Origin of the sequence: Kiloniella sp., assembly GCF_965205715.1 — a bacterium.
Lineage (GTDB): Bacteria > Pseudomonadota > Alphaproteobacteria > Kiloniellales > Kiloniellaceae > Kiloniella.
Window position 1 is genome coordinate 924,001 of sequence record NZ_CBDBHW010000014.1, and the last position, 17,727, is coordinate 941,727.

Here is a 17,727-nt window from a genome sequence, read left to right on the forward strand (position 1 = left end):
GATTTATGGAGGTCGCGATGCCCAATGGCAGATACCATTTTTACAGCGCACAACTAACCTGTCTCCTTTTAGTCGCAATACTAATTTTTTTTCCCTTTAAAACGATTTGGGCTATTTCATTGCTCGATATTGCACAGGCCTCGGCGAACCAAACGAATTCAATCTTCAACAGTTCGGAATTTAAATACAACTCGTTTAAAGGTGTGCAGAACTGGGAAGCGGTATTAAAAAAATCATCATCAGAATTCAAAGAATTCCTCGCCTGCGCAAACAATAAACAGAAATGCCAAACGCCAGAACAGCACACATGGAGAGAATTTACATTATCAATCAGAAACTTATCACGTAATCAAAAAATAAAGGCCGTAAACAGTTATTTTAACAAATGGGACTACAAATCAGATCAGGGTATATATGGTACCCAAGATTATTGGGCATCCTTGAGCCAGTTTATGAAAAACTCTGGTGATTGCGAAGATTATGCAATCGCAAAATACTACACACTTATGGCTTTAGGTTTTAAAGATCATGAGATGCGTATTGTTGCCTTAAAAGATCAGAATGCAGAAAAAGGGCACGTGGTGTTAGCACTCTATGAACGGGAGGACATTCAAATCCTCGACAACCTATCAAATTCGATAACCAGTCATCATACATTGAGGAACTACACCCCGCTCTATTCCGTAAATCAAACATCGCGATGGGTACACAAACCTAAAGTATTATTATAAAATACTCTGATAGGCTTCTAACTAATTTGTAAGTAAGTGCTATACAAAAAGGAATTTAATAATGTCCCCATTATTTTTTACAGTCACCTTTTTGACAGCCTTTTCCTTATCCGTTTCTCAACTACAAGCACAAGAGAAAATCGGGGTGTTGGACATTATCATAGATGATGATTTCCCGCCCTATACGATGCAACACAGCGATGAGAGTACCGACGGTCTATTTGTAGAAATTTTAAAGGGCGCCTTACACCACTCTAATCTTAATTACACAATGGCAGGACTGCCATGGAAACGTCTCATCGCCAAGACAGACCGCGCTCATATAGATGCTTCGTTACCCTGGCGGGCAAAAAAAGAACGCTTTGAGAAATACAACATGGTCGGCCCCATAACAAGACACGGAACGGACACTGTTTTTTGGGCGAGAAAAGATGCAACACAGCGATTTCAAAGGCGAAGAATGGACGCACCTCAAAGGCGAAGAATGGACGCACCTGAAAGATTTAAAAGAGTATAGAATTGGTTCCATTTCCGGTTATGCCTATCCCAGTGACTTTGAACAGGCCGATTTCCTTCAGAAAATGGAAATGACTGTGACCAATGGTACTCTCATCAAAATGCTCGCTGCCGGGCGTTTGGATTTAATAATTGGGGATGAACACGTACTTGCTGTTGAAGCAGCAAATGAAGGTCTCAGTGGACAGTTTAAGCAGGCTGGACCTGCACTGGAAACAGTTAAACGATATATCGCGGTCCCAAAATCAAAAACGACTATTGCATCGACGATTGAGAATGCACTGAAAACCTTTCAGGAAACTCCGCAATATCAGAATATTTTGAACAAATATCGGTAGTCGAAAACCACCCTTCAAAGACTGGCATATACGCTCGAGAACATGCGTAACGACGTCAGTAAAAGAAAAAAAGCAAACGCCAGGCGTAGTCGTGCAGGATTGATACTGTGTGCAATTCTGGCACCAATCGGAGCCGTTAACATGGTCGCGGGAACAATAAGGGTGTAGAGCGTCAACCACTTTGTCCGGTTGCGTCAACCACCTTGGCCGCTTTTGATGCGGCTGTGATCTGACGTTTATTTACGATGCTTCAGGCATATTTTTCACCTTTTTGTTTGTGGTTTTCCGCAACATTTTTTTGAGATTTTGGGCGGCTTCCCATTGTCTGTAGCTGTCGATATTCATCTCAAGAATGGTTGAGTGGTGAACAAGACGATCGATTGCTGCAACGGTCATGGCCTTATCTTGAAAAATATTGTCCCATCCGCTAAAAGGTTGATTGGCAGCAATTGCAATACTTCGGTACTCATATCGTCTGGCGATCAATTCAAAGAGCACGGATGTTTCAGATATATCCCTTTGTGCATAGGTAATATCATCGAGAATGATGAGATCAAATTTATCGAGTTTTGCGAGGGCGTTTTCGAGCATAAGTTCACGTCTGGCAGCCTGGAGTTTTTGCACCAGATCACTGGTTTGCGTATAGAGCACACGGTATCCAGCCTCTATAAGAGCATAACCTACGGCGCATAGGAGATGAGTTTTTCCTCCCCCTGAATTTCCAATGGCAATCAGATTTGCTCTTGCGTCAATCCAGTCACCGGCAGACAAGGCTTCGACCTGCGCCTTTTTCACGTTAGGCAGCCGCTTGAAGTTAAAAGTGGCCAGAGTTTTTCCGCCCAGCAGGTTTGATGCGTTGAGATGGCGTTGAATGCGTCGCGTGTCCCTTTCGGCCAATTCATATTCGGCCAAAACGGCAAGGAACCTGGCTGCTGACCAGCCCTCCTTGTCGGATTGGATTGCGATATCTTGCCAGTGTTTGTGAAAGCTGGGTAATCGTAAGTCAGTTAGCATAAGAGGCAGCTTGTGCTGATCCACTTCAATGTTTGTCATGCCCGATCCTCCAACAGAGTATCAAAGACTGATAATGAAGGTTGAACCACGGGAATATCAGGAGGTAAATCCGTGTTCTTTTTTGTGATATTCAGCTTAAGTTTTTTTGCGCAAGGTAGCCTTCCTGCATTGATTTCTCTCGAAATCAGGTGCGCGACTTCGGCCTCACAAGCCTCTTCGTGCGCAAGGAAAAGTATCCCAACCATCTGACGACACGCATCTCTGCGGGACAACTTTTTCTGAAACAATGTCCAGGCCAGGGAGTACTCGGTTCTTGGAAAAATACTGTCACGATAAATAGAATTGGCGAGTGCCTGAGGTTTACGTTTGAGAGCATGAATGACGTGATGATAATTGATAACATGAATGCGGGGGCCTTTGCCGTGCCCCCGCTCACGAGAATGGCTGACGACATGAGTGCTGCCTAGATAGGCTTCTATCCGGTTATCGTAAATATGGACACGCAAGCGTTGACCAATTAGGCGAGAAGGGGCGCTATAAAAAACCTGCTTAACTAAAAAACCACTTGTTTTGGTAACTCTCGACACGACTTCAGTGTAATCTGTTGTTCGCCGAGGAGGTAACGCCTTGAGAGATTTCAACTCTGTTTGGATATCTTGGTCACGATGTTTGTTCCGTCTAGCAATCAGCTCGTCCAAAAATCGCCGATACTCATCCAAAGTGTCAAAGTCATTACTGCCACGCAAAATCAGGGCCTGCTTTATCGCAGTCTTAAGGTGACCGTGGTGAGATTCAATGGCACCGTTCTCGTGTGATTCCCCTCTGTTATTTCGACTGGCCTCCATACCGTAGTGCTCAACAAAAGCAGAATAACGTTTGGTAATGTCCTCCTTTTCCTCAACGCTCAAATTCCGAAAGGCCGCAGACAGGCTGTCGGTCCGGTGGTTTTCAGGAGCGCCCCCCAAGGACCAAAGCGCATTTTGTAAGTTCTCCGCAAGGGCTGTAAAACTCTCACCGCCAAGTACGACCCCAACATGTTCCCATCGGCTATATACCAGAACAAAATGATAGAGCCGATGCACCAAAGGATCTCCTGCAATGGTAATACTTAAGTCGGCTGCATCCGTGAAATCTGATTGGCCCATGTAACCCGGCTCAGGTGTTTGCCTGAAAATGATATCCTTTTCAGGGCCATTCAGAGCCCGCCATCCCCGAACTCGGCGCTCTAACGTGCGCTTGACACGGTCATCGGGAAAACGGAGCGGATAGAGGCTCTGTATGTGGCGCAACAAAGTAATGGGTTTGACCGAGTTGTCTTTATCCAAAATGGGAAGGATGTCCTTATCCCAGATATCTTCAAGCGGATCAGAAACTGTTCGCCCTCGCTTTATATTGCGTTGTGACGGTAAAGTCGCATCAACGTCAAATCGGCGGGCCGTGCGTTCGCTAAACCCTGCGCGGGCAGCGGCGGTTCGTTGACCATGAGTTTTTCTATCTGTCATGTAAAGTCTCAGTTGTTCATCTGTGATAAATTTATACGGCAAACAGGTTCCTCCAATTACATCTAGAGGTTCCTAATTTATCAACTCACAGCAGCTTGTAACTAACACCAAATTAAGCCTTGGCCGGTGGATCTGATTATCAAACGGGCACGCCCTTTTTAATGATCAGATCCACCGGCCAAGGTGGTTGTCGCAACCGGCCAAGGTTATTGTCGCTGAACATAAGGGCAAAACCAATCATATTGGCATAACCCAAACTCCCCGGTGGTAAGTCAGGGTTTCCCATACCGCTTAGAATAAAGGAAATCGAGCCCGGCAAGGCGATAATTAAACCAATAGCAGAAGCCGTCCCTACAGCCCGTCGAATGGGATAGTTAAATGACCCCCGGCAAAGCCGGGGGCTTAAGCGGGTGAGCCCCTTAAAGGGGCAAATTGGGAACCGCTAAAGCGGTTATGGATTGAATATATCCATTTGGTCAAAGTACTTATCACGCTCTTCTTGCGTTCTGATATACTCCCTCACCATCTGTTCATCGAGCCCTACAGTTGAGACGAAATATCCACGGGCCCAAAAATTTTCACCCTTGAAATTCCGTGCTTTATTTTTGAATTTTCGAGCTATGGCAATCGCGCTTTTTCCTTTTAGGTATCCAACGACTTTTGAAACAGCATGTTTGGGCGGTATGCTGATACACATGTGAATGTGATCCGGCATCAAATGGCCCTCCTCAATCTTACTTTCGCGATGCCCGGCCAGTTCATGGAAAATTTCACCAAGATACTGACGTAGGTTGCCATAGATAACTTTTTGCCTGCGTTTAGGGATGAAAACCACGTGGTATTTACAATCCCATCTCGTATGTGCAAGGCTTTTGTAATCTCTCATCGGCTAATTCCTTTGTTATTTTGGTCAATAAACAAAGAAATGTAAGACCGTGGGAACGGTCAAACCATTGAGAGTCCCCCGGCATAGCCGGGGGTTTACCGGATTAAATTAAACACAGTCAATATAGGGACGCTCAGGGTTCCCCCGCCAATTCCCATAACGACGGAAAAAGAGCCAACCAACAGCCCCAAACCATGGCGAATAGCTCCCGTGGGAAGTTCATCAGCTAGGGTAACACCTTCTTTGCGAAAGGCCATATTGAGTGCAACTACAATCGCAACAAGGGCAAAGATCAGAGTAAGAACTTCTCCCTTAACCACGGACCCTACATAACTGCCAATGAGTACGCCAACGAAAATCAAAGGGGACCAGGATTTGAGTAAATCAAAGTCCACACCCCCTCGCCGATGATGAGAGCGTGCCGAAATGATTGAAGTGGGAATGATGGTCGCCAGGGAAGTCCCCACAGCCAAATGCATCAGTACCGTGTTTTCAACCCCTATCAGGGGAAAAAGCAAGAACAACACCGGTACAATGACAATACCACCACCAACCCCTAACAGACCCGCCAATAAGCCGGCAACCGCGCCGGTAAAGACCAAAGCCGAAGCAAAACTGGCAAAGAAAACTGGATCTGCACTCAATGTTTCAATCATCGTCAACACACTCTCGATCAGATTAAATGACGGTTATCGTCAACTCGCCAACACCCTCAACGGTGCCAACCATCACATCGCCCTTAACCACAGGACCAACACCAGCCGGTGTGCCAGACATAATCAGGTCGCCTGCAGCTATTTCATAATAATCAGAAAGATAGGAAATCATTTCAGATACTTTCCAAATCATCTGGCTCAGATCACCTTTCTGACGGGTTTCACCGTTTACTTTCAATTCAATAAGGCCCGCATCAGGGTTTGTGCTTTCAGAGACGGGAACGATCGTTCCCATAGGAGCTGAATTTTCAAACGCCTTGCCGATTTCCCACGGCCGACCCGTTTTTTTGGATATACCCTGTAAATCCCGACGGGTCATATCCAGACCGACGGCATAACCAAACACATGGTCCATGGCATTTTCTTGCTTAATGTCCCGGCCACCACTTTTAAGGGCTACAACCAATTCAAGTTCGTGGTGCACATTGCTCGATTTTGGCGGATAGGGGAAATCCCCGGACACGTCAATATTGTTGGGATTTTTTTGAAAAAAGAACGGATCTTCACGATCAGGATCATGCCCCATTTCGATGGTGTGCTCGGCATAGTTACGACCAATACAATATATCCGGCGGATCGGGAATACATCATCGCTTCCCTCAATAGGAACCGTCACTTGTTTAGGAGGGGTGATGGCATAATTCGTCATTTTATTTCCTTTACTACCATGACACTTATTATAGAAATTTGTTTATGTAATAGAATGTTAAGAACGGCTTGATGCATAATATTCCACCAGCCTTTCCAATGCGGCGAGCCCTTCGGCAAGGACAAAGGCAAAGAAGAACAGCACTAACAGCAGAGCCCAGAAGTGCTCCATCAAGAAGTTCGCAGAATAGAGTTCGAACAAGCGTCCAAAGCCCACAATCGACACGAGTAGCTGTCCGATAATGACGCCTTTTACCGCCCGAATGAAACCGATGCGAATTCCGGCTAGAATTTCAGGTAAAGCCGCCCAAATATAAATTTTGTGAAACGCCTGCCACCGTGAAGCCCCATAGGATCTTGCCATTTCAACCAGTGAAGGGGTGATTTGCTTCACACCTGCACGCGCATCCAAAACGATGATCCAGATTGCAAAGAGAGCGGTGGTGATGATGACGGTGCGCTCTCCTATGCCAAACAATATCATCAGTACAGGCACCAGTGCGGTCAGGGGGGCACTGAGAAACATGTTAACCCAAGGCAACAACAGTCTGTCGATGATTACCGACTGCCCCATGAGCACACCCACAGGAACGCCAATTGCGATTGCCGACAAGGTACCGATGATAAAGGCTCGTCCGGTATCCCAAAGTGCGGAGAGAAAAGATGCTGTTGGCACAATTTCCCACATTTTTTCAAAGACAGACGATAACGGTGGTAAGAGGAATGTCAGTTCCAAGTGACCGACGATCTCCCACAGTATGGCCCAAATGATAAGAGAAGACATCATGGGCAGATGGAAACCAAAAACTTTCATGATCCATTCCCCCTATTCGACATACGTACGCAGTGAACGCCAAATGTTTTCGACCGTATCCAGATAGCCCGCATCACGACGCATGGCATCCGCATCAATGGTGCGATCTATTTGGGGCTCAATGATTTCTGACACCCGGCTTGGCCGCGGTAACAACAGGGCAATCTTGTCCGAGACATAAACCGCCTCTTCAATCGAGTGGGTGACAAAGATGAAGGTCTTCTTTTCAACCTCAACCAGGTTGATCAAATCTTCCTGAAACTTACGCCGGGTTTGCTCATCAACCGCGGAAAACGGTTCATCCATAAGCAAGACATCAGCATCCACGCTTAGGGCCCGTGCCAGCCCGACACGCTGGCGCATCCCGCCTGAGAGCTCGTGAGGGAAACTGTGCTCAAAACCTTTCAGGCCAACGTCCTTGATGTATTTTTCTGCAACGGCTTCACGTTCTGACTTGGCAACGCCCCGTAGCTCCAATCCGAACCCAACGTTGCGCATCACTGTTGCCCAAGGCATCAGGGCAAAATCCTGAAAGACAAAAGCACGGTCTTCTCCTGGCTCTTTAACAGGCTTGCCATTAACGTAGACTTCACCCTGAGTGGCCGGGATCAGGCCAGCAATGATTTTCAAAAGCGTGGTTTTACCACAGCCAGAGGGTCCAAGCAGAGACGTCAGCTGGCCTTTGGGAAAATCTAGGTTCATGTCGTTTAAGGCCTGAACGCCGCCGGGATAAACTTTTGAAACACCCTTTACTGACACGGCAATTTCATTACCCGCGGGTACATTGGTAGTATTTCCTGGAGATATCTCACTTTCAGGAACGAGTTTAGCAGTAGCATTCATCAGCTTACTCCCTGTACTGGCCGACTTTCAGGCCGGAATAACGTATGCTCTACCCGCTCTAGTATTTCTAGAAACGCAACAGCAAGAACGATGATGGAAAAAATGGCAGCGTACATTTTCGGGTACTCCGCAATCGATTGATTGTAGGTGATCAGATCACCAATTCCCGTTGGGGTAATAAGCAATTCAGACAGAATAGCCCCGATAAACCCAGCAGACGCGCCCAGGCGAAGGCCCACAAAAATAACCGGACTGGCAGAAGGCAGGATAATTTTCAAAATAATATCCCGCTTGCTGGCTTGGAAAGAATGTCCCATTTCCTTTAAGACATGGGGGGTGTGCTTTACCGCGTTATAGGCATTGAGGACAATAACCGGCATTGCCATGATGCAGACAACCAACACTTTTGACGTCAAACCAATACCATAGGCCATCACCAGCAACGGGATGAGCGCTGCCAAAGGTGCCGATTGCATAACGATGAATATCGGCGAGCCAAACCATTCCGCTTTGTGATTAAGCCCCATCCATACCCCGCAACTCACCCCGAGAAAACCAGAGATAAACAGTCCGATCACCAGAGGCTTAAGGGTTTCCGGGTAAGTCTTCAAAAATGAACCATCGACCAGCAGCTGCCAAAAGGCGTCCATGGTTTGTAAAAAGGTTGGAAAAGCCGGGCTAACTGGAATACGGCCAGCGTACTCCCATCCTCCAAAAACAAGAACAAAGGAGAGCAGTTTCAAAGTCCTTGAATGCAAGAAGAAATTTACCATAACTTGCGTTCTCACTATTCTTAAAAAAGATGGAGCTGATGGGTGGAAAGCGATCACCAGCTCCAGTTAAGGGATCTTGTGTCCGGATTTACTTGATCTTAGAAATCGCGTCGTCGAGAGGACCCATTGCCCAATAGTCTTCAACTTTTAGTCCTTCAGCGGGGCCCTTTAACTGACCGGCCTTCACATAAAAATCAAAATCGGACTTGGCAGCGATATCTCCGCCACCATTGGCATCGAATAAACCACCCTCTACGGCTTCTTTATAATAAGCATCAACTTCATGAAGCAGTTCTGCCGGGAGATCCGATAACAGATTGAAGCGCTTGCGCTCTTTATCGATAATACTCGGATCATTGATCATATCGCGCCAAGTCGTCAGCAACGTATCGACCAGAATAGAGACGGATTCCTTGTTTTCGTTCATCCAGTTGAGGTTCGCGAACAGAATTTCATCACTGGCTGCGCCACCAAGGCTTGGCAGGACATGAAAGCGATCCCCTGCTCTTTCCATCAGAATATTCTTGTTGGAGAGATCGACGATGGTGGCGTTGATCTGCCCCTTCATCATCGCAACGATGCGGTTCTCAGATCCGGGAACATAGGATCGGGTGCCAAATGAGATATTCTCACGTTTGGCAATTATGTTACCGATAGCTTCGGTTCCAGTGCCGCGGGCATGGAATGTAAAGGGCTCACCATCCAGGTCTTTCCAGGTTGCGTATTTTTTGTCTGCTACCGGGAAAAACACCAGTTTGGAGATTTGAAAAAAGTTCCGAATTGGAACATTGGTCTTTTGGATAACAGAGTAAGGCGATCCAATACCAATATCCATTTGCCCGCTAATGATCGCCTGAATGGCGAGGTTCTCTTTGGCAAAGGTTGTGAGCTCGTAATCCAACCCTTTTTCTTTGGCCCGCTCCAGCGCAACCAACATTGCCAGCGTTTCAACAGAAGCCACATCGCCCAGGGCGATCCTGACTTTATCCGCAGCAAAAGCAGAGACCGAGACTGAAAAGGCCGTGACAGCAGCTGCGGCTGTCAAAGTGACCTTCTTAAAAAATACTCCCATGGTACTTCTCCCAAGATTTAGGCTCCGCGCACAGAACCAATTAAAACCAATCACCAATTCGTATGTTTTATTGTTCTATTTTTGTATTATTAACGCTAAAAAGAACCAATTTCGAACTCAAGCACATAGTTGGCAAAAACAGTCATTTTTTACAAATTGACATCCTTCAGACCAATTTAATTCAATTATATCAACAAAATAACAAGTAACTCACAAAGAAAATTATTGCTATTGATCCCTTACATTCTTTTCAATAACCTAGTTTTCACTATAAAAACCGCCCAACCATCAAAAACCAATTTTAAATTGGGTTAACCAATTGGTTTGAAAAATTAGCCTTGGAAAGCAGTTGAGATATGGAAACAGAAGACGGTGCGCTGGTACAGTTGAGAGCCTTTATTGCCCAGGGTGACTTTGTCCCGAATGAGAGGTTACCTGCCGAGCGGCAACTGTGCGATACGCTCGGCATCTCCCGGGCCGAACTCAGGAAAGCCTTTAATGTTCTGGAGGCTGAAGGCGCTATTTGGCGTCACGTCGGCCGGGGAACTTTTATCGGTAATGGCAAAGAGGAAAGCCTGGCAATGTCGATTGCCAATGTCGCCAAACACACCAACCCACGCGATGTTATGTCTGCCCGAATGATCCTGGAGCCTCAATTGGCGAGAGAGGCCGCCTTTAATGCAACGGCACAGGACATGGAATCCCTACGCCGGATTGCCCGCCAAACCCAGCTGGCCACAAGCTGGCGCGAATACGAAACATTGGATAATCAATTACATTGGCTGATCGCAAAATCGACCCAGAACAATGCTCTCTTGGCACTGTTTGATCTCCTGAACTCCCTGCGCCGAACCGTGGCCTGGGGCCGCATGAGACAAAGAAGAGACCGCCCCCCGAAAGACCACCACAGCTTCGCCGAACACGACAATATCCTGGACGCCATCGATAATCGCGATGGTGTACTGGCGCAAAACCTCATGCGCAATCATTTGGAGACTGTACTTAAAGGGTTGATACCTTCCTAGTTGGACTGGATACGATGAATATGAGCGACGAACTTTGGTGTGTTGTAGGGAATGTAAAAAAAGAAATCCCGTTCGGCCCGGATGGTGGAGAGCTGAAGTCAGGCCTTAAACACTTTAAAGCTGGCGCCAAAATTCATATCGTAGGTTCATACTCTGGTGGTTGTGAAAATATCATCGCAATTGGGCACCATAGGAAATCTGGAAAATATATTCACTGTGTCATACGCGTTAGGGAGGTTGAGAATTTGCGTGTAAAAATAATTTACAGCAAAAGTATATTATCTTTTCTATGCGGCTTTCAGCCAAACGGAGCAGAAATACACACGACACAAGAATCAGCAGAATATTTGGCTGAATTAATCTCCTTATGGCAATGAGATAAAACTCTCAATTGGCGGCGTATTTTTTTTAAAATCTTGTTATTCTCAACGTATTAATCACTAACCTTCATATCCCTCCCTCTACTTTTATTACTGACGTTGATATGACTGGAGAGGATGCAAAGGCGGGCCGAAATATGTACCCCTTTGTTGATATGAAGCCAGGAATATAAATGATCTCTAGCACAAGGGGCCCCCTAACGCCCCCTAGTGACTTAGCTAAATCCGCGAGGTCAGCAGTTTGATCCCCGCAAAGGCGAAAAAGACGCCGAGGGTAAATTGGATCGCTCTACGGGCCCGGCTATAAAGACGTACCATTACGGGCGTTGAAAATGCGATCGCATAGATCAGGTGAATGGTGATGGATAACAGCGTCGTTCCCAGAACCACTGTTACACCAACCCAAACAGGGGCATCTTGCGTGAGGCCAAGCGATATAATCGCGATCCAGGCCAGGGCAGCTTTGGGGTTCGTCATCTGGACCGTGAGACCACGAATAAAATATCCCAGGGCGCTGCGCTTCCCCCCAGCCAAGGCGGTTGCTGCGATATCGTGCTTTGCCCTTGAGGACTTAAAAGATTTATAAGCAAGCCAGAGCAGATAGAGACCGCCGCCAACCTTGATGATGGTTAAGGCAACTGCGTAAGTTGAAAGCAAGGCCGACAACCCGACAACAGTCAAAACTGCCCAGCAGAAAGATCCCGTGGCCACTCCCAAGGCCAAGGCCATTCCTGACTTGCGCCCGACCTCCATTGACGTACCGATGACGGCGAGTACATTGGGGCCAGGGCTTGCTATACTGAGTAAAAAAGCCGAATAGGCCAATATAATACCGGGGAGATAAAGTGAAATGCTGTCCATAAATCAGACCTTTCAAGGAATAGGAAAATCAAAGACCAAGGGGTTCAGGACGAGATCATGACACACCCAAACCAAAAAATGCTTCGCTACAGAACGAACCATGAAACAATGGCGGATGACTTTTTCTCTCTGGAACGTTTACTTTTCAGGGCGAACAATTCTAGTATGCGGCTTCTGTGTGTGAGGTAATGGGGTGGGAAAGCTCGTGAGGAAAACAAACAACTATATAATCGCCTTCCTCACCTTTAGTTTATTATCCTTCTTTCCTGTTACGGGTCATGCCAAAAACATATCCCTCAACCTTGCTTATTCAAACGTAGAGACCTTTCCCACCCAAATGGGCGAAGGGTCTGGTGTTTCTGACCCCCCGGGCCTGGCAATCGATATCATTCAACGCGCTAGTGATGAAATGGGCATTGATCTTTCCCTCGCGCGCTATCCAAACAAACGGGTACAGGCCTATCTAAATCAGTCAAAAATCGATGGCGCCTTTGTTTTTTCCTATAAGCCCGAACGGTACAACTGGGGGGTTTATCCCTGGCATGAAGGCAAACTCGACAAGTCTCGGCGGGTATTTGAATATAGCTACCACCTCTATTACCGGGAAGATCAGCCCAACACCTATGAACGTTTTAAGGCAAAAGACCCAAGTCAACGCATTGGGGTAAACAGAGGTTATTCCATTGGTGGAGATCTCATTGCCCAAGGCCACTTGATTGAAGAATCAAACACGACAGCCTCCAATATCAAAAAGCTGGTCACGGGGCGAATTGATGCCGTAGCCCTTCATTCAGTTACTGCCGACAGCTATTTAAAAACCCACAATATAACCGGCATTAAGAAAGTCCCTCACGCGATCAAAAGCAAGAGCTACTACCTCGTAATCAGTAACGAGTTTTACCTCCGGGACCCGGGGCTTGTTGAACGTTTGTGGAGTAAAATAGGCACTCTCCGTGACCAGGTCATTGCAGAGAAAGCCGCAAATTATTTAAAGCCAACGGAATAGGCCAGGATAAGAACCTCCCGATCCCCGCCAAAACCTTAAGGCCACTCGATCCGGTTAGCTATAAGCCCCACACCTTCTATCTCGACGGAAACTTCATCACCATGATTAAGCGCTGAAGTCCGCCCAGGTGTGCCCATAAAGATCATATCACCGGGCTCGAGCGTGAAATACTGACTGAGATAGCTCACCACTTTTTCCGGTTTATGGATCATGTTACGGGTATTTTCCTGCTGCACGATCTCACCGTTCAAACGGGTGGTCAAAAGCAGGTTGTTCCAATCAAGCCCCGTAACAACACTGGGGCCAACCGGACCAAAACCGTCGCTGGCTTTGGAACGCATCCACTGAAGATCGCTGCCCTGCCAAGAGCGTTCGGTCAGATCATTTCCCGCACTGACGCCAAAGATATAATCCCCCGCCTCTTGTTCAGACACATCCTTGGCCCGCGTGCCAATAATCAGAACCAACTCGCCCTCAAAATGCACATTGCCCGCATCCCCTGGCACCGTGATAATCTGCCCATGCCCGGCCAGAGAACTAGGCAGTTTCAAGAACATCGGCGGCGGTGCTTTTGATGCCGAGGCCATGTGAGAAGCAAAGTTCATCCCCACAGCAAAGACCTTCCCAGCATCACTCGGGGGTAGGAACCGGATATCCTCTAGCGACAGTTTGGTATCAGTCCGTTCTGATAGCGGAAAAAGCCCCTCTTTCAATGGGGTAATCTTATCACCAGACAAAACCCCATAGTGCGTTTCACCCTGATATTCATAATGAACATACTGGGTGATTTTATAAGAGGATTGCGCCACCACCTGTAATGACAGGGTCATTAAAACCAAGGTCGTAGCTACTAATTTTGACAGCATTGGCACACACTCGTGAAAGTTTCGAAACAATGTATTTCCCCCCGGATGGAAACAGACATCAATTTTGAAGTAAACAATTTTTCGTATCAATTTAAATTCGTACCGATCAATAAACGCAAATAAGTTTAATAATTTCTGTTATCATTTATCTTCCCTAACCATTTGATTTAATATTCATATCCCCTCTTCTCTGAAATATTCAAATACAGTATTTTACATTATTTATAGTGATCGTTATATTTTATTCTTGACGAAATAACGATCGTTACTATATTCAAAAACATAACGGTCGTTATATTGTGTAATTTCACTGCCCAATACGAACGATTTGGGCTGAATAATAAGAGGAAAAGAACAATGCCATTACTACAGGTAACAGCTGCTCAGGGGGCCTTGAAGAAATCAGATCAGGACGCTTTGATGTCCCGATTGACCAATGCCCTGCTCGAAGCAGAACGCGCCCCCATCGACGATGCCGGGGCACAGTCTCTGGCTTGGGCTTATTACATCGAACAACCTGCGGGCACGATTTATGTCGGCGGGGGAAGCCTGGATAAAGCCCCTCTTCGTATCGCCGTGACAACACCTGAAGGGGCTTTGAACAAAGAGACCCGTGCCGAGTTTGTGGCAGCGGTGGGCAAAATCGTCGATGACATCGTTGGCCCTTACGAAGGTCGCCTCAACCATTGGACCATGCTGACAGAACTTGATGAAGGCTCCTGGGCTGGAGCGGGACAAATCTTCTACCTTGCAGACATTAAAGCAGCGATGAATATCAAGGTCGCTTAAAGATCGAGCTCTAAAGCACCCACCTAAAAGGCTGGGTGTGCGCTCTTGAATTAGAGCAAAACAAACAAATCAAACTTAAACGAAGTCACTTCGGGGCACGGGTCACTGTGCTGCGCCAATAGCTATGGCGGCTCCCCCCGGATGTTTCTTCACAAATGATAAAACCCTCATAAGGAATACGCACATGTTCAAGACCTTGGCATTCGGATTAGCTCTGTCCTCTTTCACAACCTTTACCGACGTTATTTCAACCCCGGCCTTAGCAGCAACAACAAACAGTGAAGCTTGCACCGTTATCGGCGGTGTTGGCATGCCCAACTTTGTGCCTCAAGAAGATGGCACTATTACCATCGTCGCTCCCTTGACGGGATCCGTTTCGAACGCCTCGGGTAAAGTTACCGCACAGCGCGAAACCGCGACCGGCCTGGAAATGGATATGGAGCACTACTTCATGACCGAAGACGGTGGTTTCATGCACACCAAAGATCTTGGCATTCTGACAAGTGTCGTTGGCAAGCAAGGCCAATATATGATCGAGATCACCTACGACGTGCAAGAAGCCAGCACATCCGGTTCGCTCAAGGGCTACAAAGGCAGCTTCAGCAGCTATGGCCTGGTCGATCTGCCTAAACTTCAAGGCCTCATCCGCTATAGCGGTGCAGTTTGTAAATAAGTATCCTTCGAGATTTTTTTCGATGAACGGTTAGAAGACGGGCGTGATTAAGCCCGTCATTCTGATCTAAACAGCACCCAAATATGAGGAAACCAATTATGGGCAAGACTGACACCCCGGCCGTTGTGCCATCACGTATTCTCTACACTATGGTTCGGGTCACAAACCTTGAGCGCTCCATCGCTTTCTACCGCGACGCGCTTGGCATGCGTGAACTGCGCCGTGAAACCTTTAGCGACGCCCGTTTTACCCTGGTCTTTATTGGCTATGGTGATGAGGCCTCAAACGCCGTGTTGGAACTTACCTACAATTGGGACACGGATACTTACGAGCACGGCAACGGTTACGGTCATGTCGCGCTCGAAGTAGAAGATATCTATGCCGCCTGCACCCGACTTGAAAAGCTCGGTATCATCGTCACCCGCGCTCCCGGCCCCATGACCGCCGCCCCCGATGAAACCGGCGAGCGCGAAACCATTGCCTTTATCGAAGATCCCGATGGGTACCGTATTGAGTTGATTGCAAAGGCTTAAACTAACAGGACAATTATCGCCTAGCCGCCCTGCCCATAAAACGTTAAAAATATTTGAGACATAGATCTGGTATCATTTATTTTCAGGACACAATTTTATGGAAATGACCAAGGCGGTTAAGGCGGATATCCCTCAACTCTGCGTTCTGCTTGATCACCTCTTTACCCAAGAGGCAGATTTCACCCCAAATCCCCAACTCCAAGCCCGTGGTTTAGAAGCCGTAATCTCAGGCCCTGATATGGGTGAAATACTGATTGCCCGCCGGATTGGTCAAACGCCTGGAACGGGTGAGATCCTCGGGATGGTAAATCTGCTCTATACAGTATCCACAGTACTCGGTGCCCGTGTCGGTATTATCGAAGACATGGTGGTCGCCCCTTCAGGTCGCGGAATGGGCGTGGGCTCAAAAATACTGTCTTATGCCATCGACTTCGCCAAAGAAAACAACTGCAAACGCATCACCCTGCTCACCGATCACGACAATCTAGGCGCCCATCGGTTTTACCAAAAACACGGTTTCACCCCATCAGAAATGGTGACGTTTAGATTGTCTTTACATGAGTAAATAATGAGTTCCTTGAAATTATAGATTCACCAAATAACCTAAAGAAGGCTCTTAACGAAGTGAGCCCGTTGCATTTAAATAACGACCTATTCATCACTGGTTTCTTAGATTACCTGTGGACCCCAACGTCGATATACCGGATTACACAGTTATATCATGGTTTGGTGTCAAAGGATCACGCAAACAGATCCCTTTGGAAAAGACCTTCAAAATTATTTCATAATTAACACCGGGGTCATCTGGAGAAACATAACCTATGGAGAGGGTAAAACAATACTCTCCCTCTTCATCATTATCGATTTTCAAATAATTAATATAATCATTAGGCGGGTAGCCACTGGGGTCAAATAAGACCTTGTGAACCCCCTTAAATACGATCAATCCATCGATAATGTCTTCAGCTACGTAGAAATTCCATTCACCGCTCTCTGATCTTATCCTAGAGATTGTATCAACTTGTATTGTGAATTCGTCCAAACAAATATCGTAGGTTATTTTTTTACATCCACGATCACCAAGATAAATGCTTTTTACAAAATCTGCTGGGTTCATATTTGCTTTTTTCAGCATTATTCATTTTTAATCGTTCAAAGAACGCTATTTATGCTTGAAGAACGCAACTATGCCTTGGACAAGGGAACTTGCCAAGATGAGTTTTTAGAAAATTAGATAATTGGGGCGCAATTTGTAAATGGTAGAAGAAGAAAAAGAATTCTACGATCTTACCTTACAGGGCTTGGACCGTAGCGGTTGTCTTCGGGGTGGCTTCGGAGGAAACCAGCTGAGAGAAAGTAGATTGCAAAACCAACCACCGGGATCAGGGTGATACCGTAGGCCCAGCCCCCCGTGTTGAGGTCGTGGATACGGCGGATACCGACCAAAATTTGGGTGGCGACACAAACGCAAAACAGGGCAACAAACAAACCGAGCGCGAGCTGTGGGTTAATTTCATATAAGGGGATTTTAACCTGAGGAATGCTCAATAAAACAATCCCTGCTACCAGGATAAGATAAGAAATAAGGTGCACCATCCAGAACTCAAGACGAGTTGCACGCCCCTCCATGGTCATGATCCGCTTTACCACCACTTATTCCTTACTTTTTCATAGGCGGTAAAGGCATGACCAGCTGGCATAACCAGTGGTGCACCTTAATAGCCCCCCAAAATATCAAAAG

General features: G+C 46.7%; 24 protein-coding genes. 10 read left to right on the top strand and 14 right to left on the bottom strand.

Going from position 1 to position 17,727, the window contains the following annotated elements; all coding sequences use genetic code 11:
• The first annotated feature begins 119 nt into the window (after window positions 1-119).
• The 3 genes from ACOGW3_RS21215 to ACOGW3_RS21225 all read left to right on the top strand — a co-directional run bounded on the left by ACOGW3_RS21215 (window position 120) and on the right by ACOGW3_RS21225 (window position 1,585).
• Window positions 120-731: a transglutaminase-like cysteine peptidase gene (locus ACOGW3_RS21215; RefSeq protein WP_419904775.1), complete on the top strand. Its 612-nt coding sequence runs from the start codon at window positions 120-122 to the stop codon at window positions 729-731.
• Between the two features lie 187 nt (window positions 732-918).
• Window positions 919-1,248 carry a hypothetical protein gene (locus ACOGW3_RS21220; protein ID WP_419905969.1) on the top strand — a complete coding sequence of 110 codons (330 nt, stop codon included), beginning with the start codon at window positions 919-921 and terminating at the stop codon, window positions 1,246-1,248.
• Window positions 1,163-1,585: a substrate-binding periplasmic protein gene (locus ACOGW3_RS21225; RefSeq protein ID WP_419906017.1), complete on the top strand. Its 423-nt coding sequence runs from the start codon at window positions 1,163-1,165 to the stop codon at window positions 1,583-1,585. Before ACOGW3_RS21220 ends, ACOGW3_RS21225 begins: the two co-directional genes overlap by 86 nt.
• Window positions 1,586-1,599: 14 nt before the next feature.
• Here the strand turns inward: ACOGW3_RS21225 and ACOGW3_RS21230 are convergent, their stop codons facing one another.
• The 10 genes from ACOGW3_RS21230 to ACOGW3_RS21275 form a co-directional block, all read right to left on the bottom strand.
• Window positions 1,600-1,761 carry a hypothetical protein gene (locus tag ACOGW3_RS21230; RefSeq protein ID WP_419904776.1) on the bottom strand — a complete coding sequence of 54 codons (162 nt, stop codon included), beginning with the start codon at window positions 1,759-1,761 and terminating at the stop codon, window positions 1,600-1,602.
• A gap of 64 nt (window positions 1,762-1,825) precedes the next feature.
• Window positions 1,826-2,638: an IS21-like element helper ATPase IstB gene (gene istB / locus ACOGW3_RS21235; RefSeq protein ID WP_419901088.1), complete on the bottom strand. Its 813-nt coding sequence runs from the start codon at window positions 2,636-2,638 to the stop codon at window positions 1,826-1,828.
• Window positions 2,635-4,143: an IS21 family transposase gene (gene istA / locus ACOGW3_RS21240; RefSeq protein ID WP_419901087.1), complete on the bottom strand. Its 1,509-nt coding sequence runs from the start codon at window positions 4,141-4,143 to the stop codon at window positions 2,635-2,637. Before istA ends, istB begins: the two co-directional genes overlap by 4 nt.
• Window positions 4,144-4,552: 409 nt before the next feature.
• Window positions 4,553-4,987 (bottom strand): IS200/IS605 family transposase, encoded by a 435-nt coding sequence (gene tnpA, locus ACOGW3_RS21245; RefSeq protein ID WP_419901154.1) that lies wholly within the window; start codon window positions 4,985-4,987, stop codon window positions 4,553-4,555.
• A gap of 95 nt (window positions 4,988-5,082) precedes the next feature.
• A complete protein-coding gene (locus tag ACOGW3_RS21250; RefSeq protein WP_419904777.1) occupies window positions 5,083-5,643 on the bottom strand; it encodes a sulfite exporter TauE/SafE family protein in 561 nt (186 codons plus the stop codon).
• A gap of 22 nt (window positions 5,644-5,665) precedes the next feature.
• Entirely contained in the window at window positions 5,666-6,352 is a 687-nt protein-coding gene (locus ACOGW3_RS21255) for a fumarylacetoacetate hydrolase family protein (RefSeq protein WP_419904778.1), read from the bottom strand.
• 57 nt (window positions 6,353-6,409) lie between these two features.
• Complete coding sequence (locus ACOGW3_RS21260; RefSeq protein WP_419904779.1) at window positions 6,410-7,165, bottom strand: ABC transporter permease; 756 nt, start codon at window positions 7,163-7,165, stop codon at window positions 6,410-6,412.
• A gap of 12 nt (window positions 7,166-7,177) precedes the next feature.
• Window positions 7,178-8,008: an ABC transporter ATP-binding protein gene (locus tag ACOGW3_RS21265; protein WP_419904780.1), complete on the bottom strand. Its 831-nt coding sequence runs from the start codon at window positions 8,006-8,008 to the stop codon at window positions 7,178-7,180.
• Entirely contained in the window at window positions 8,008-8,838 is an 831-nt protein-coding gene (locus tag ACOGW3_RS21270; protein ID WP_419904781.1) for an ABC transporter permease, read from the bottom strand. Before ACOGW3_RS21270 ends, ACOGW3_RS21265 begins: the two co-directional genes overlap by 1 nt.
• Before the next feature lie 31 nt (window positions 8,839-8,869).
• Window positions 8,870-9,853: an ABC transporter substrate-binding protein gene (locus ACOGW3_RS21275; protein WP_419904782.1), complete on the bottom strand. Its 984-nt coding sequence runs from the start codon at window positions 9,851-9,853 to the stop codon at window positions 8,870-8,872.
• Window positions 9,854-10,209: 356 nt separating this feature from the next.
• On the opposite strand from ACOGW3_RS21275, the gene ACOGW3_RS21280 reads away from it, so the two are divergent.
• Together ACOGW3_RS21280 and ACOGW3_RS21285 are read left to right on the top strand one after the other, a co-directional pair.
• Complete coding sequence (locus ACOGW3_RS21280) at window positions 10,210-10,878, top strand: FadR/GntR family transcriptional regulator (RefSeq protein ID WP_419904783.1); 669 nt, start codon at window positions 10,210-10,212, stop codon at window positions 10,876-10,878.
• Between the two features lie 20 nt (window positions 10,879-10,898).
• Window positions 10,899-11,255 (top strand): hypothetical protein, encoded by a 357-nt coding sequence (locus ACOGW3_RS21285; protein ID WP_419904784.1) that lies wholly within the window; start codon window positions 10,899-10,901, stop codon window positions 11,253-11,255.
• A 222-nt stretch (window positions 11,256-11,477) separates the two neighbouring features.
• Here the strand turns inward: ACOGW3_RS21285 and ACOGW3_RS21290 are convergent, their stop codons facing one another.
• On the bottom strand, window positions 11,478-12,119 hold the full coding sequence (locus ACOGW3_RS21290; RefSeq protein WP_419904785.1) for a LysE family translocator: 642 nt from the start codon (window positions 12,117-12,119) through the stop codon (window positions 11,478-11,480).
• Between the two features lie 205 nt (window positions 12,120-12,324).
• Here ACOGW3_RS21290 and ACOGW3_RS21295 point away from each other — a divergent pair, with 205 nt between their 5' ends.
• Window positions 12,325-13,125, top strand: coding sequence for a substrate-binding periplasmic protein (locus tag ACOGW3_RS21295; RefSeq protein ID WP_419904786.1), 801 nt, complete (start codon window positions 12,325-12,327; stop codon window positions 13,123-13,125).
• Window positions 13,126-13,160: 35 nt separating this feature from the next.
• On the opposite strand, the gene ACOGW3_RS21300 is transcribed toward ACOGW3_RS21295, so the two are convergent.
• Complete coding sequence (locus tag ACOGW3_RS21300) at window positions 13,161-13,991, bottom strand: fumarylacetoacetate hydrolase family protein (RefSeq protein ID WP_419904787.1); 831 nt, start codon at window positions 13,989-13,991, stop codon at window positions 13,161-13,163.
• A 357-nt stretch (window positions 13,992-14,348) separates the two neighbouring features.
• On the opposite strand from ACOGW3_RS21300, the gene ACOGW3_RS21305 reads away from it, so the two are divergent.
• The 4 genes from ACOGW3_RS21305 to ACOGW3_RS21320 all read left to right on the top strand — a co-directional run bounded on the left by ACOGW3_RS21305 (window position 14,349) and on the right by ACOGW3_RS21320 (window position 16,551).
• Window positions 14,349-14,780 carry a hypothetical protein gene (locus ACOGW3_RS21305; protein WP_419904788.1) on the top strand — a complete coding sequence of 144 codons (432 nt, stop codon included), beginning with the start codon at window positions 14,349-14,351 and terminating at the stop codon, window positions 14,778-14,780.
• Between the two features lie 184 nt (window positions 14,781-14,964).
• Window positions 14,965-15,453, top strand: coding sequence for a hypothetical protein (locus tag ACOGW3_RS21310; protein ID WP_419904789.1), 489 nt, complete (start codon window positions 14,965-14,967; stop codon window positions 15,451-15,453).
• A 98-nt stretch (window positions 15,454-15,551) separates the two neighbouring features.
• Complete coding sequence (gene gloA / locus ACOGW3_RS21315; RefSeq protein WP_419904790.1) at window positions 15,552-15,986, top strand: lactoylglutathione lyase; 435 nt, start codon at window positions 15,552-15,554, stop codon at window positions 15,984-15,986.
• A 97-nt stretch (window positions 15,987-16,083) separates the two neighbouring features.
• A complete protein-coding gene (locus ACOGW3_RS21320; RefSeq protein ID WP_419904791.1) occupies window positions 16,084-16,551 on the top strand; it encodes a GNAT family N-acetyltransferase in 468 nt (155 codons plus the stop codon).
• A gap of 141 nt (window positions 16,552-16,692) precedes the next feature.
• Here the strand turns inward: ACOGW3_RS21320 and ACOGW3_RS21325 are convergent, their stop codons facing one another.
• Together ACOGW3_RS21325 and ACOGW3_RS21330 are read right to left on the bottom strand one after the other, a co-directional pair.
• Window positions 16,693-17,121 (bottom strand): DUF6258 family protein, encoded by a 429-nt coding sequence (locus ACOGW3_RS21325; protein ID WP_419904792.1) that lies wholly within the window; start codon window positions 17,119-17,121, stop codon window positions 16,693-16,695.
• Window positions 17,122-17,273: 152 nt separating this feature from the next.
• The gene (locus ACOGW3_RS21330; protein WP_419904793.1) at window positions 17,274-17,636 is read right to left on the bottom strand and encodes a DUF805 domain-containing protein; all 363 of its coding nucleotides are present in this window, start codon (window positions 17,634-17,636) and stop codon (window positions 17,274-17,276) included.
• Between the last annotated feature and the right edge of the window lie 91 nt (window positions 17,637-17,727).

Excerpts from the sequence above, each read along its gene's own strand:
- istB (WP_419901088.1), bottom strand. The coding sequence starts at position 2,638 with ATGACAAACATTGAAGTGGATCAGCACAAGCTGCCTCTTATGCTAACT.
- ACOGW3_RS21250 (WP_419904777.1), bottom strand. The coding sequence starts at position 5,643 with ATGATTGAAACATTGAGTGCAGATCCAGTTTTCTTTGCCAGTTTTGCT.
- ACOGW3_RS21275 (WP_419904782.1), bottom strand. The coding sequence starts at position 9,853 with ATGGGAGTATTTTTTAAGAAGGTCACTTTGACAGCCGCAGCTGCTGTC.
- ACOGW3_RS21305 (WP_419904788.1), top strand. The coding sequence starts at position 14,349 with ATGCCATTACTACAGGTAACAGCTGCTCAGGGGGCCTTGAAGAAATCA.
- gloA (WP_419904790.1), top strand. The coding sequence starts at position 15,552 with ATGGGCAAGACTGACACCCCGGCCGTTGTGCCATCACGTATTCTCTAC.
- ACOGW3_RS21225 (WP_419906017.1), top strand. The coding sequence starts at position 1,163 with ATGCAACACAGCGATTTCAAAGGCGAAGAATGGACGCACCTCAAAGGC.
- ACOGW3_RS21320 (WP_419904791.1), top strand. The coding sequence starts at position 16,084 with ATGGAAATGACCAAGGCGGTTAAGGCGGATATCCCTCAACTCTGCGTT.
- ACOGW3_RS21325 (WP_419904792.1), bottom strand. The coding sequence starts at position 17,121 with ATGCTGAAAAAAGCAAATATGAACCCAGCAGATTTTGTAAAAAGCATT.
- ACOGW3_RS21300 (WP_419904787.1), bottom strand. The coding sequence starts at position 13,991 with ATGCTGTCAAAATTAGTAGCTACGACCTTGGTTTTAATGACCCTGTCA.
- ACOGW3_RS21260 (WP_419904779.1), bottom strand. The coding sequence starts at position 7,165 with ATGAAAGTTTTTGGTTTCCATCTGCCCATGATGTCTTCTCTTATCATT.
- ACOGW3_RS21310 (WP_419904789.1), top strand. The coding sequence starts at position 14,965 with ATGTTCAAGACCTTGGCATTCGGATTAGCTCTGTCCTCTTTCACAACC.
- ACOGW3_RS21265 (WP_419904780.1), bottom strand. The coding sequence starts at position 8,008 with ATGAATGCTACTGCTAAACTCGTTCCTGAAAGTGAGATATCTCCAGGA.
- tnpA (WP_419901154.1), bottom strand. The coding sequence starts at position 4,987 with ATGAGAGATTACAAAAGCCTTGCACATACGAGATGGGATTGTAAATAC.
- ACOGW3_RS21280 (WP_419904783.1), top strand. The coding sequence starts at position 10,210 with ATGGAAACAGAAGACGGTGCGCTGGTACAGTTGAGAGCCTTTATTGCC.
- ACOGW3_RS21290 (WP_419904785.1), bottom strand. The coding sequence starts at position 12,119 with ATGGACAGCATTTCACTTTATCTCCCCGGTATTATATTGGCCTATTCG.
- ACOGW3_RS21220 (WP_419905969.1), top strand. The coding sequence starts at position 919 with ATGCAACACAGCGATGAGAGTACCGACGGTCTATTTGTAGAAATTTTA.
- ACOGW3_RS21255 (WP_419904778.1), bottom strand. The coding sequence starts at position 6,352 with ATGACGAATTATGCCATCACCCCTCCTAAACAAGTGACGGTTCCTATT.
- ACOGW3_RS21285 (WP_419904784.1), top strand. The coding sequence starts at position 10,899 with ATGAGCGACGAACTTTGGTGTGTTGTAGGGAATGTAAAAAAAGAAATC.